Annotated in this window: 12 protein-coding genes; 6 read left to right on the top strand and 6 right to left on the bottom strand. The window is 56.9% G+C overall.

All coding sequences use genetic code 11. From position 1 onward, the window contains the following. Window positions 1-15: 15 nt before the first annotated feature. The 3 genes from PSR63_RS06940 to PSR63_RS06930 all read right to left on the bottom strand — a co-directional run bounded on the left by PSR63_RS06940 (window position 16) and on the right by PSR63_RS06930 (window position 2,249). Complete coding sequence (locus PSR63_RS06940; RefSeq protein WP_274331904.1) at window positions 16-657, bottom strand: hypothetical protein; 642 nt, start codon at window positions 655-657, stop codon at window positions 16-18. A 325-nt stretch (window positions 658-982) separates the two neighbouring features. Next, window positions 983-1,267 (bottom strand): hypothetical protein, encoded by a 285-nt coding sequence (locus PSR63_RS06935; protein ID WP_274331903.1) that lies wholly within the window; start codon window positions 1,265-1,267, stop codon window positions 983-985. 64 nt (window positions 1,268-1,331) lie between these two features. Next, window positions 1,332-2,249: a DUF1559 domain-containing protein gene (locus PSR63_RS06930; protein WP_274331902.1), complete on the bottom strand. Its 918-nt coding sequence runs from the start codon at window positions 2,247-2,249 to the stop codon at window positions 1,332-1,334. Between the two features lie 524 nt (window positions 2,250-2,773). Between PSR63_RS06930 and PSR63_RS06925 the strand changes: the two genes are divergently transcribed. The 6 genes from PSR63_RS06925 (at window position 2,774) to PSR63_RS06900 (ending at window position 11,077) form a co-directional block, all read left to right on the top strand. Next, window positions 2,774-3,220: an Hsp20/alpha crystallin family protein gene (locus PSR63_RS06925; protein ID WP_274331901.1), complete on the top strand. Its 447-nt coding sequence runs from the start codon at window positions 2,774-2,776 to the stop codon at window positions 3,218-3,220. Between the two features lie 183 nt (window positions 3,221-3,403). Then, a complete protein-coding gene (gene ilvD, locus PSR63_RS06920; RefSeq protein WP_274331899.1) occupies window positions 3,404-5,095 on the top strand; it encodes a dihydroxy-acid dehydratase in 1,692 nt (563 codons plus the stop codon). A gap of 223 nt (window positions 5,096-5,318) precedes the next feature. Next, the gene (locus tag PSR63_RS06915; protein ID WP_274331897.1) at window positions 5,319-8,783 is read left to right on the top strand and encodes a hypothetical protein; all 3,465 of its coding nucleotides are present in this window, start codon (window positions 5,319-5,321) and stop codon (window positions 8,781-8,783) included. A gap of 430 nt (window positions 8,784-9,213) precedes the next feature. Beyond that, on the top strand, window positions 9,214-9,564 hold the full coding sequence (locus PSR63_RS06910; protein ID WP_274331896.1) for a PadR family transcriptional regulator: 351 nt from the start codon (window positions 9,214-9,216) through the stop codon (window positions 9,562-9,564). Continuing rightward, window positions 9,561-10,337 (top strand): hypothetical protein, encoded by a 777-nt coding sequence (locus tag PSR63_RS06905; protein WP_274331895.1) that lies wholly within the window; start codon window positions 9,561-9,563, stop codon window positions 10,335-10,337. The genes PSR63_RS06910 and PSR63_RS06905 overlap by 4 nt, the downstream gene beginning before the upstream one ends. Next, window positions 10,334-11,077, top strand: a complete 744-nt coding sequence (locus PSR63_RS06900) for a hypothetical protein (protein WP_274331893.1) — start codon at window positions 10,334-10,336, stop codon at window positions 11,075-11,077. Before PSR63_RS06905 ends, PSR63_RS06900 begins: the two co-directional genes overlap by 4 nt. Before the next feature lie 89 nt (window positions 11,078-11,166). On the opposite strand, the gene PSR63_RS06895 is transcribed toward PSR63_RS06900, so the two are convergent. Genes PSR63_RS06895 through PSR63_RS06885 form a run of 3 tightly spaced genes read right to left on the bottom strand, consistent with a single transcriptional unit; the run spans window position 11,167 to window position 12,172 of the window. Continuing rightward, window positions 11,167-11,412, bottom strand: a complete 246-nt coding sequence (locus PSR63_RS06895) for a DUF4259 domain-containing protein (protein WP_274331891.1) — start codon at window positions 11,410-11,412, stop codon at window positions 11,167-11,169. A gap of 11 nt (window positions 11,413-11,423) precedes the next feature. Beyond that, window positions 11,424-11,963, bottom strand: a complete 540-nt coding sequence (mog, locus tag PSR63_RS06890; RefSeq protein ID WP_274331889.1) for a molybdopterin adenylyltransferase — start codon at window positions 11,961-11,963, stop codon at window positions 11,424-11,426. A gap of 20 nt (window positions 11,964-11,983) precedes the next feature. Continuing rightward, window positions 11,984-12,172, bottom strand: coding sequence for a hypothetical protein (locus PSR63_RS06885; RefSeq protein ID WP_274331887.1), 189 nt, complete (start codon window positions 12,170-12,172; stop codon window positions 11,984-11,986). Window positions 12,173-12,182: the final 10 nt, after the last annotated feature.

The raw sequence follows: 12,182 nt of genomic DNA, 5'->3' as shown, positions 1-12,182 counted from the left end.
GAGGGCATATCGCGTTTATGGTGGCCCGCGTTCTTTCTCGGTATCCCAAACGGGTGCCACGCCCAAGTCCGCTTGGGCGTGTTCTTGTGTTGCCCCAGGGATCAGATCACATGCTTCCTCAACGATGATCTCTTTTACGGGCGCCGGAGGACGCGGGCATGATGTCCGACCCGATGAACGCTGCTTGAGCAGCTTCTGCAGCCGCTTGATCTCGCTTCCTTGCCGGTCGAGCATCTTCAGGTGAAACGAGCCCCACGCCAGCGCACGATCCAACTCTTGGGAAGCAGGCACACGTAGTCCGTCGATGGTCTCGCCAACGAAAGACGTCCGCTTCGGTTGCTGCGGGCGTTTGGGCCGAGGGTTCTGCTCTGCAGATCGCGGCGAGGTTACGACCGCAACGTCTTGGTTTCGCTCGGTATGAAGCGTAGGCGACGGCTGGGGAGACTCGGCCGGGTTTGAAGCTTCTCGGGTAGCAGGCTCATCTTGCGGCGGGTGGGATGTTGCGAGCACTAATTGCCCGACGACATCGGCCGGGATTTCCACCATCGTTCCACAGGCCGAGCACACGAAGGTCTTGCCAGCGCGCACGATCACCTGCGGAGCGTTCTCTTGCGAGAACGATCTGCTTGGATCGGGTCGCGCGTTGGCTGATGACATGGAAATACTCGAGGCAAAAGGTGTTCGTGGTTCTTTCGTGTGCCACTGGCCTCTGGCCAGTGAGTTTTGTAGGGCCCGCGTGTAGCGGGTCGCGAAGCGGGTACCAAGTATCCGACCCGCGACACGCGGGCCCTACGGGACGGAGATAAATGATGGTTTGGGGAAGAGTCCCCGTGCGATTTATAGGTATACCAGCCTGAGTGGAGCGGAAGATAGTGCGCGCGCGATTTTCTCGATTATCGCAGCGCATGAAAAACGAGGCCGCAACATTCGCTGCGGCCTCGTTCTTGATGATTGAGTTTCGACTTCGCTTAGACTCGACGAGCTACTTGGCAGCCGGGCGAGGCATGTCGGTCCGCATCTCGGGGCCGACGACATCGTGCATGAATTTCTTCCACGCACGTTCCGATTTCACCAGTTTCTCGTCATGCTGTCGAAGTCGTTCTAAGGTGACGCCATCGTACTTTTCACTGGACGGCATGGCCTTCCACTGTTCGACTGTCAAGACCGATGTTTCCGATGACACAACAGGCGTTTGGTCTGTTTGTTTGCTACAGGCCAAAACACCAATCAGCACCATGCACGTCAGCCAATAACCGAATGCACGCATGGGGAGGGAACTCCAAATAGATCGTCAAAGTAGCGTATGGAATGGGCGACTTGCCTGGCGGGAGCTAGGGAAGTTGAGCGACTTCACCGCCTGCTCGGGTGCCGATTGCGTTGTAGACGTCGGTATCGATCGTTTCGGCCACAAAGCGAACCGATCCATCGGCCAGGCTGAACATCGCGCCGCCTGGGTGTTGGCTGCGGAAGCCACCGTAAGCGGTCGAGGTGTGGTCGTGCTTATTCAGCGGATGATAGGTCGATCCCCAGCCGTACAGATAGCCATAGGCCCAGACTGCGCCGTAGCTGGTCGACGGTACGCCTTCAGGCATGAAGTCGGTTTCACCTACGAGAAACGTGTTCGAGGTGCCGTCGACGATATCACGGAAAGAGGTCGGATCGCGATGGTTCGGCCCAGGCGTGCCGCTGGTTTTGATAGGAATGATCGCTCCATCGTAGCCAGGTTCGTCCAGTCCGTAGTACACGGCGTAATGAATCAGTGAGATGTCCACGCTGCCTGAGCAGAACTGGTAGCTGCTGGGGGCCCGGTTCTCGGCCAGGTCGCCATTGGGCATGACCATGCTGGGGCACAGGTACGAGGGGATGATTTCTTGCTGCAGGGTCGCGTTCGTCCAGCCATCGCCATCGGTGTCGGTGGTGCTGTTACGAGGTTCTTCCGGATCCCAGCGACGTGCGACGGCGTCTTGTTCCAAAAACGGCAGGATCTGAATCCAGCCGGTCGCGTATGTGTTGCCGTCATCGCCCGGCAGCCGATCGCGGCTGGCGTAGGGGAATTCGCCGTACGTATCGTGGAAATTGTGGGTCGCGAGCCCAATCTGTTTCACTTGATTCGAGCAGCTCATGCGGCGAGCGGCTTCGCGGGCCTGTTGAACCGCGGGAAGCAAAAGAGCGATCAGAATGCCGATGATAGCAATCACTACCAACAGCTCGACCAGGGTAAATGCAGTGCGAGACGACTTTGTCGACATCGTAGAATACCTTTGTAAATACCAACCAGGGAAGTACTTAGGGCGTATTGGGTAGCCCTAACGCTTGGGAGTGGCTGGCATCGCAAAGGCGATCGCTGGCTGCGAAAGACGTCAGTTCGCTAGTTATCTAAATGAAACTGAGTCTCAATTGCATTCCGTTTTAAGGGAGCAGAGACCGATCGTCAAGAGTCGGGATCGAAGTTTTCGAAAACGATTAGCGGCTTGCTCGGCGACGGGCTGCGGGACTGTCGAAATGACAATTCTTGCCATTTTGGCAGTTGCCTGAAGAACGTCGGGAAAGCCTCCCGGCTAATTCGCACTTTCATAACTCCTTAAGAAATAGCGATTTGCGAAATCTGGAAAAACGGATCGTGGCATTTGGCACACTCCTTGCATTTCTATCCATTGCCTCGCCGAGTGTGAGGCACTCATAACCCACAAAAAAACGAGTTTGCAAACCCAAAGAATTTGGTGAGGTTTTGTTTCAACTTCTGTAGGAACTCTTTATGGAAAGGTTGATCAAAATGGTACGCCCACAATCGCAATCCGAATCGAAGTCGCATCCTCTGGCCAATTGGTCCAGCGAGATGGACAACCTGTTTGAATCGTTCTTCCGTCCGGTACGACAGAGTGCCTCCGGTGCATGGCTACCGGCCATGAATATTTCGGAAACGGAACTTGGTTATCAGATTGATCTGGAACTGCCAGGTTTGAATGCCGAAGACGTCAACGTCGAACTGCATGATGGTAAGCTGACCATCTCTGGCGAACGCAAGGCCGAAGAGCAGTCCGAAGACCGACGTTACCATCGTGTCGAACATGTGTACGGCAAATTCCAGCGTGAGCTGAAGCTCGGTACCCCGGTCGACGAAGATAACGTTTCGGCCAGCTTCAAGAACGGTGTGCTTTCGGTCGTGATCCCCAAGTCGGAACACGCCAAGCCCCGCAAGATTGAAGTGACCAACAGTTAACCTCGCACATCCCCATCGTGCATTTTCCTTGGATGAGAAAAACGTCGGTTCGCAAACCTCTAAGCGGCCGGCGTTTTTTGTTTTCTTGCTTCGCATTTGCCAAGCTTGAGCTTTGCTGTCAGGCCCGCCATACTACTTGGTTGCATCCTTCCTCATTTATGCCAACCAAGAGTACTGCTTCTCATGGACCGACCACTCAACTGGAATAGCCGCAATCTGACCCAAGGCTGGCAGCGCGGAGTGACCGCGTTTTACTACGGGCTGAACTTCAAGGAAGAAGATTTCCACAAGCCTCAAGTCGGCATCGGAGTGCCGCTGTTGGAAGGCAACCTCTGCAATGTGCATGCGTATCGCCTGGCGACGCTCATCAAACAGGGGTGCGAAAAGGAAGGGCTGATCGGTTTTCCGTTTGGCACGCCGGCCGTTAGCGATAACATTACCCAGGGTCACGAAGGGGGTAACGCGAGTCTGCCGTCGCGCAACATGATTGCCAACGCCGCCGAGTGCGTGACTAGTTCGCATGGTTACGACTTTCTGATCGGGATGCACAATTGCGACAAGAATGGTCCCGGCTTTGCCATGGCCTTGGCTCGGCTGAATTATCCGGGCCTGATCATCAACGGCGGAAGCATCAAGCCCGGCTGTCATCGCGGGCACGATACGTCCATTCTGGATGTCTACGATTCGCAGGCCGCGGCGAGTGTCGGTGCGATGACCCACGACGAGGCGGACGAGATCCTTCGCACCGCTTGTCCCGGCCCTGGCGGATGTGGCATTGCGGCGTCATTCAACACCTGGGGCATTGCCCTGGAAGCGATGGGGCTGTCGGCTCCTTACTCCAGCAGCAACCCGGCCGACGATCCTTCCAAGATTGCCGAGTGCGAAGGGATCGGCACGCTGGTGAAGCGACTGTTGGCGGAAGACATCCGTCCGCGCGATATTGTCACCAGGGCATCGATGATCAATGCCACGCGAGCCGTTGCCGCGATGGGCGGTTCGACCAACGGCGTGCTGCATCTGTTGGCGCTGGCGCGCGAAGCCCATGTCGATTTCCATTTGGAGGATATCCAGCAAATCTGCCGCGAGACGCCAGTGCTGTGTAGCTTCGCCCCGCGTGGTAAGCGAACGATGTACGACTTGTTCAAGCTCGGCGGCACGCCCATGTTCCTCAAGTATCTGCTTCAGCAGGGGATGCTTGAGGGAGACTGCATCACGGTAACCGGCAAGACGATGGCCGCGAACCTGGCCGATGCGCCCGACATGGACTGGGATCAGGATTTGATCGTCCCGGTCGACAAGCCGTTCAAGCCGTATGCTGACATGCAGATCTGTTTCGGCAACCTGGCCCCCGGCGGGATTGTGTTCAAAGTCAGCAGCATGAAAGAGCCGACCTTTCGCGGTAAGGCTATCTGTTTTGATGATGCCCGTAAGATTGTCGAAGCGGTCGAACGCGACGAGATCCAGCCAGGCAGCGTGATCGTGCTGCGTTACCTGGGACCGGTTGCCTCAGGCATGCCGGAAGTGTTGGTGGCGACCGCCGCCTTGGCGACGCCGAAGCTCGATGGCAAAGTCGCGTTTCTTTCCGATACCCGCGTCTCCGGCGTTTCGCACGGAGCGATCGGTGTGCACTGTGCTCCGGAAGCTGCCGTGGGTGGGCCGATCGCCTTGGTGGAAGACGGAGACGAAATCTCGTTCGATCTCACAGCCGGCGATCTGACGCTGCACGTCGACGATGCCGTGCTGGCCGAGCGTCGCCAGGCGTGGACGGCTCCCGAGATTCCCCGCACCCGCGGCTACCTGGCGGACTTTGCCGCGACCGTTTCTCAGGCACACCATGGCTGCGTCAGCAAGGCATTTCTGCCGGACACCGATTAAGCCGTGCGGACGCGCCCTGGGCATTGAAAAGCCGATTGCCGGGGGATGGGCAGAAAAATTTTTATGGCCCATTTCAAACATCCTCCTTTATGGGATGCCTAAGGCGGGCTCGTCTTCCATTCGAAATCCCATGCGAGTGGTGACCCGTGACCACCGGAAAATAGTTGGTTAGGATCAGGCCAGTCAGCAACTACAAGCGAGCCTTATCCACTTGGTGTGACGCATGGACTTACGAGAATCTCTTGGCATCCGCAAACCTGGTGAAGTCTTTGATCCGAAGTCGGATCGGCAAGAGTTGATTCGCTACATCAACTTGCAATTGATTGCCAACGAACTGCCGCCGGCACTGGATGCAAGCGATGTAGAATTCGCAGGCCTGGCGAAGGGACTGCTTGCCAACTACCACGAAAAAACGCGGATGCTGTACGATCGTCCGGCTCCGATCGATCAGCGTATCGAAGCGTTCCTCCAGCGTTACTTCAGCGATCTGAAGCCAAGCGAACCACTGAAGTTGCCTCGTAAGACGTTCACCCTTGAGCGTCACGGTGTTGCCCGCGAGCTTTCGATTCCCGTGAACCGTTCTTCCTTCAAGAGCGAACTGGTCGAATCGTATCGCATTGCCAACGGTGCGCTGCATAATCCGCGGCACGATCGCCGTACTACCAAGGGAACCTTCCACGTCACCGAAGGGGGCTTGCCTATCGCCGGCGATAAGCGCGCCGTGCCGCGGGAAGTCTTCATGAAGATGTTCCAGATCGCGGTCAATCCGCCTGAGTCGGATACGCTTCTGCCGTTCACCGCCGATCAAGAGAACGCGGCCCACAGTATTGTCTCGCTTCTACTGCGACCAATTGTCTGTCCGGAAGTTCCCGGCGTGACGCCTGAGAAGACGATGGAAGTCCGCTTCTTCGTGCCGGGCCAGCTGGTCAGTAACTTGGACTTTGTCGAATCGATTTTCGGCAACGCCGGCGACCCTTACATCTCGAAGAATAACTCGGCCTTGGATGTCGAGCACTGGACGGGCCACACCGGCTGCGTGATCCTGGCTCCGCACTTGGGCACCTGTACTAAGAAGGAACTGGGCCTTCCGCACTGGGACGACGCGACCGAGCGTCAACGCAACGACTCGATGTGCTGGAAGGACGATTCCGAACTGTACAACGACGGCATGGCCTTCAAGCTGACGTGCCGCGATGCCAGTGGCGTGGTGGTCACGTTGATCGCCGACAACTACTACGGCTACTGCAAGAAGGAAGTCAAAACGCAGATCAGCTACGCCGCCAACCTGTACGGCGATACCGAAGAAGAGCACGCCGGCGGCTGCATCGCCTATACCAGTTGGAATCTGGGTGACGAGTTTGTCGTCAACAGCCAGAAGTACAACGGCCGTACGATCGACGACGTCATGCGTGACTATGGCGACTTGATCGACTTCCAGCCGGAAGGTTACGGGATCGATAAGAAGCATCCTGAAGTGTTCTACATTCCGGAAGATGCCCGGGCGACCATGCTCGATCAGTGCATCACGTGGACACGCAACGGCGAAGAGCATAGCCTGCCGCTGCTGCCCAACCGGTACTACATCGCACCTTCGGGCTACAAAATCCGGATGGAGAAACACCCGGCCGCTCCGAGCTGGCGTTTGGTGGGTTCGACCGCGGAAGGTATTTTCTGTCACAAACCGTGTACCGTCAGCGGTGGCGGCAAAAGCGAAATCAGTAAGTCGCTGACCGACTACACGCTGTACGGTCCGATCTTTGTTTCCGATATCGAGAAGGACCTGGACCACGTCGAAGAGATCTTCCAGAAGGACTATTCCAATCGCTGGAAGGCCGATTCGACCAAGCGTCCGGATTATTCGACTAAGCCATCGCGGGCTGTTCTGTCGGCCGATCGAACGCTCGGTAGTGTGATCAAGCTGCTGACGCCGTCGATTGAGTACACCGACGAATACAACGAGTGGCTCCGAGCGATTCCGCATCATATCACGTCGATCGTCTTTATTATCAAGCGATTAATGTTGCCGGAATGGGGCGAGAACTGGCGCGATTACTTTGGTGTCGATATCGTCAACGGCGTGCCGGGGCACGAGTTGAAAGTGCTCGATCGTCACCTGGTTGGTACCTATCTGCGTGTCGGCTTCAACAAAGATAATCGCTGGCGAACCTACAAGTTGCGTCAGGACTTCATGCCGTCGGATAAGGTGCAAACCGAAGACGACATCAGTGCATCGGTCATCGTGCCTAATGCACTGCTGGAAAACTTCGAACCGCAGTCAGGCGGCATCTCGTCGAAGTTCACGATCAACTGCGAGAACCGCTTGTTCCAGCGGCCTGACGACGCCATTCATCGCGGCTTCGATAAGAAGACCGAAATCGACCTGGCCAAGCCGAATAACTTTATCTCGAACTTCGAGCCGCTGACCAAAGAATATGTCGATCAGATGGCGACCCACGCCGTCGACTTCGATGCGTTCACACCACCGATGAAGAAGTTTTTGAACGACTTCCTCGATTCCGATTTCGAGTATGTCGTCAGCTCGGCGGACCCTCGCATCGTCAACGGTGCCCCCACCAAGAACCCACGGTACTTGCAGACGCGGCCTGATCTCGAGAACCCGCTGCCCAAGTATGTGGGCGAGATGGGCGTTCGGCTGTACCGCAAGTTGAAGCCGAATGAGGCACTTCATCAGCCGGTGGGTGCCGTCCTTTGTGGACGTCGCAACAATCCGCCAGATAAGGAAGCCGGCATCCGCGGTCTGGCCGTTTACGGTCCGATCCACTACCAGGAACTGCCTGAGTTGTTCATGGACTTCATCGCGTCGCTGACCGGTAAGAGTCCTTCGACCACTGGTGCCGGTAGTGAAGGGGCCCTGACCAAGGGACCGTTCAACTGCTTGCGTCCGACGGCCGACTTGAACCAGGCGTTGGTGGGCTACATCCTCACCGGGCTGGGCGGCTTCTCGACGGCGGCGGGTCACATTGGTCCGAACGTCCGAGTCGATCACGACGTGAGCTTGCTCATTCCGGAAGTCTGGTGTCGACTGACGCCGGAAGAACGCGATCCTGAGTTCCTCATTCGTCGTCGCAAGCTCGAGAAGATTGAAGACTTCGAGTACGAAGGCGAGGTCATCCCGGCAAGCCGCCTGGGGTATCGCATCACACGTAACTTCGTGCGGATGTTCTTCGGTCGCGTGTTCGACTATCCACTGTCGGTGTTCGACGAGTCGATCTTGAAGCCGGAAACGCAAGACATGGAAGCGTACGTCGATGGCATCAAGCACATCGCCGAAGTGCAACAGCGTGTCGCCAAGCGTTACTTCGACGATGGCTCGATCGAAGATGCCTGTCCACCATTGAAGGCCCTGCTGGCGATCATGGCCGAAGGCAGCTACGAAGGAATGACGGTTCACGATCCTGAGTTCCGAGCGATGTTCACACGCGAATCGCTGCTGGAAAGCGAGTGGTACAAGGAACGTCTGACCACCAAGCAGCAGCGAGACATCGAGCTGTGGCAGGGGCACATGAAGTCGCTGGAAGATTTCCTGGCCAACTCGGTGTTTCTGGAAGACGGCATGGGCGAAGAGATCGCGCGGCGTAAGCAATACGTCGAGCAGCAACTGGCCAAATTGCAGTCGCCTGAGTACCTGCAAAGCCAGATTGGGGCAATCGGCGTCCAGCCGATGTAACCTCATGTCCCCTCTCCACCGTTTGCGGGGGAGAGGGTTAGGGGCCGTTGCAATGTCTGGTGGTACCGAATCCTGAGGCCTGGAAGGCCGGCCGAGTGTAGCCAGGGGCGTGAGCCCCTGGTATTGAAGACAAAATAAGTGCGTAAGCCCTGGAAGGGCGTCCGAAGCTCTGCACATGCTTTTTCGGTCGCCCTTTCAGGGCTCTTTTTATTCTTGAACCTACACCAGGGGCTCACGCCCCTGGCTACACTCGGCCGGGCCTCCGGCCCTTAAGGTTACAACTGCTTGGTCATGGTATACGGAATTCTAAGACGTTGGTTTGGCGGTGGCTTTTTCGTTGGCAGCTCCTCATGTCAACTTTTTTTAGTTGACGCGACTACCTAGTCTCGCATAATACTAGAAGTGAAGACTACCTAGCGAGGCGAAATAGATGAGCGATTCGACAATCCAAGGCGACCGGCTCCGTGGGCATCTGGAGGCGATGATCCTGGCGATCCTCGACCGAGAGCCAGCCCATGGGTTCGATATCGTGAAGAAGCTGGAAGCCCGCGGCGAAGGGGCGTTGCAGATGCGAGAAGGAACGATCTATCCCGTTCTGTATCGCATGGAATCTTCCGGTCTGATCAAAGCGCAGTGGGATGAATCGGAAGACCGGCGCAAAGGCCCACGGCGGAAGGTCTATACGCTGACTCGCAAGGGACAGCGGCAACTGGCCAAAGGACGCGAAGAGTGGCAGCACTTCGTACAGGTCGTCGGTGGCATCATCGGAGGGACGGCATGAACACCCAGCTGATGCAAGTCGTCGAGCAAGTCGTTCGCCCGCTTCCGTCGATCAAAGCGAACAAGCTGCGGATGCGTCTCGAACTCTACACGCTTCTCGAGCAGATCTACCAGGAAGAACTCTCGGCCGACGACACAAGCGAAGTCACCGCGCTAGAGCGGGCAAAACAGCGATTCGGCGATCCAGAGCTGCTGCGGGAGGAACTTCTCCAGACGATCCCGCTCAGCGAACGAGCTTGGGCCGCGGCCGATCGTCTGCTCGTGCGTCGCCGTGAAGGGGAGGGGCTGGTTCAGTTTTCCCTCCGGATTGGCCTGCACGCAGGAATCGGGATGGTGCTGTTGGGTGTGGTCCTTTATTTCGTTGCTACCTACCTGAAGAACGATCCGCCGGAATTGCAATTCTGGGAATGGTGGACGCTGGCGATCATGACCGTTGGTGTGAATGGCTTTTGTTTGACGCTGTTGGGGAACGCGGCGCTGGCCGGGTTTCAGCTGAATGACGATCGCCCCCAGCTCGTTGGGCGATTGCAATTCATCCTATGCACGCTGGCCGCAGGCGTTTTGATTGCGGCTTCGCAGGTGCTGAACATGTACTATCTCGTCGGTCCGTACTGGAAGCACGGCTATGTCGAGCCATTTGTGTATATCGGGATGATCACGGGAACCATGTTCGCGGTCATTGTCTGGCTGCGAGCACGCGAGGATGTCCATTTTCTGCCCTGGAACCAGTTGCCTCTTTCACCCAAACAAACGGCTAAGCGGGGTGAGGCATGAATGAAGACTTAATGAAAGTGGTCGAACGGATCGTGCGTCCGCTTCCGTGCGATAAGACCACCAAGAACGGCATGCGAGCCGATTTGTACAGTCAGCTGGAACGTATCTTTGCCGAAGAGCTGGTCAAGGATGGCGACACGGTCGAGGCACTTTCGCGGGCCCAAGAGCGTTTTGGTGAGACGGACCAGTTGCAGAAAGAACTCTTGGGAACCATCTCTCCATTGCACCGTTGGCAAACGGCGATCGATCATTGGATTACCGGTCATCGCGAAGGCCGATCGACGCTGCGATTTGCTACCGAGTTTGGCTTGCGAGCGGCACTGACGCTGACGCTATTCTTCGCGTCCATGGTCGGCTGGGGTACATGGGTGTGGCACGACCCCATCGTGCTCAGGGTGTGGCCTCTGTTTCTCGCGATCGCGATGCTCTTTGGGGCCAACTGTTTTACGCACGTCATCCTGGGAGAGTTGGCGCTGGCGGCATTTCGCGTCGACTCATTACGGATGCGACTTGAGAAGCCAGTCCTGCTGATCGCGTCAGCCATGGGAGCAGGTCTTTCCCTGGACCTCTCGATGTTCGTGTTGCTTGAGGTGGCTTCGCCGGGGATGTATTGGGAGAATGTGCCAGGCGTGTTTCTCTGGCCGATGGGGGCGACGATCGTTTTGTTCTTGATTGTCGTCGGGCTGTTGGCGAAGGTCGAACTGGAAGATCGTCGGTGGTCGCAGCTTCGCTTGGACTAGTCCCAGTCTTTACGGATCTTCAAGAACCGGCGGAAGGTCTTCGCAATGATTCCCCTGCGCTCGGCCGCATCCTCGGGCGTTGAATAGAACTATTCTTTCTCGGCGTCGAAGATTTCGAGGCAGGCATCTTTCAAGGCGATGAGTTCGTCTTCCTCAGGCGGCCGGGCATTGCAGTGCTCGACCAGGACGGAGAGCATCTCGACCTGGGCCATCAGCATCAGCAGGACTTCGATTTCCGTGGGGTGAACCAACTGCGAGCGTAGCTCGTCGGCAATCCCTTCCACGTAGTCGAGTGCCGCATCGTTTTGGAAATTGCCGAAGCCCCAGGTGCCCATGGCCAGATCCTCTATTTCTTCTGAGGACGAAATGCCTCGATGCGATCGGGGTTGGTTTCCAGGTACGGCCCTTCGACCAAGTCGATGCAATACGGAATCGCCGGGAAGACGGCGTCCAGGCATTCGGCAATCGCCTTGGGCTGACCGGGCAGATTGATGATCAGCGAGTTGCCACGCATGCCAGCGGTCTGCCGAGAAAGAATCGCGGTGGGAACTTTCTCGAGGCTCACTTTGCGCATTAGTTCGCCGAAGCCTGGTAGTTCTTTGTCGCAGACCTGAACGGTGACGTCAGGCGTCAGGTCGCGTTTGGCGGGGCCGGTGCCGCCGGTGGTGATGATCAGGCAGCAGCCGACGTCGTCGGAAAGGCCAATCAAGGTTTGGGCGATGGTGTCACGATCGTCGGGAATCACTTTGGCGACCGCTTCCCAGGGCGAGGCCATCACTTCTTGCAAGTACTCGCGAATAGCCGGACCGCCCCGGTCTTCATAGTCGCCGCGCGAGGCGCGGTCCGAAACGGTCACAATTCCAATCTTCGCAGGTGTGTTTGGCATGAGTGAGTCCTTTGACGCATTCAATAGTAGCCCAGCCGATAAATCAGGAAGGTGAGTCCAAGAAACGTCACCATGCCTGTGATAAACAGCACGCCCATCGCGTGCCCCTCGAGCATCCCCAATAGGTTGATGCAGACGCTTGCCACAATAGCAGAAAAGATGCCGGAGAATAGTACCGACAGTGCCATCAGCAGGGGGACGCGAAGCATTTTGTGCCGC

It is taken from the genome of Bremerella sp. P1, assembly GCF_028748185.1.
Taxonomy (GTDB): Bacteria; Planctomycetota; Planctomycetia; order Pirellulales; family Pirellulaceae; genus Bremerella.
This window is presented reverse-complemented; position numbering and strand designations above follow the sequence as displayed.

Bases quoted from the DNA above. Each gene is read 5' to 3' on its own strand.
- PSR63_RS06940 (WP_274331904.1), bottom strand. From the start codon at position 657: ATGTCATCAGCCAACGCGCGACCCGATCCAAGCAGATCGTTCTCGCAA.
- PSR63_RS06935 (WP_274331903.1), bottom strand. From the start codon at position 1,267: ATGCGTGCATTCGGTTATTGGCTGACGTGCATGGTGCTGATTGGTGTT.
- PSR63_RS06930 (WP_274331902.1), bottom strand. From the start codon at position 2,249: ATGTCGACAAAGTCGTCTCGCACTGCATTTACCCTGGTCGAGCTGTTG.
- PSR63_RS06925 (WP_274331901.1), top strand. From the start codon at position 2,774: ATGGTACGCCCACAATCGCAATCCGAATCGAAGTCGCATCCTCTGGCC.
- ilvD (WP_274331899.1), top strand. From the start codon at position 3,404: ATGGACCGACCACTCAACTGGAATAGCCGCAATCTGACCCAAGGCTGG.
- PSR63_RS06915 (WP_274331897.1), top strand. From the start codon at position 5,319: ATGGACTTACGAGAATCTCTTGGCATCCGCAAACCTGGTGAAGTCTTT.
- PSR63_RS06910 (WP_274331896.1), top strand. From the start codon at position 9,214: ATGAGCGATTCGACAATCCAAGGCGACCGGCTCCGTGGGCATCTGGAG.
- PSR63_RS06905 (WP_274331895.1), top strand. From the start codon at position 9,561: ATGAACACCCAGCTGATGCAAGTCGTCGAGCAAGTCGTTCGCCCGCTT.
- PSR63_RS06900 (WP_274331893.1), top strand. From the start codon at position 10,334: ATGAATGAAGACTTAATGAAAGTGGTCGAACGGATCGTGCGTCCGCTT.
- PSR63_RS06895 (WP_274331891.1), bottom strand. From the start codon at position 11,412: ATGGGCACCTGGGGCTTCGGCAATTTCCAAAACGATGCGGCACTCGAC.
- mog (WP_274331889.1), bottom strand. From the start codon at position 11,963: ATGCCAAACACACCTGCGAAGATTGGAATTGTGACCGTTTCGGACCGC.
- PSR63_RS06885 (WP_274331887.1), bottom strand. From the start codon at position 12,172: ATGCTTCGCGTCCCCCTGCTGATGGCACTGTCGGTACTATTCTCCGGC.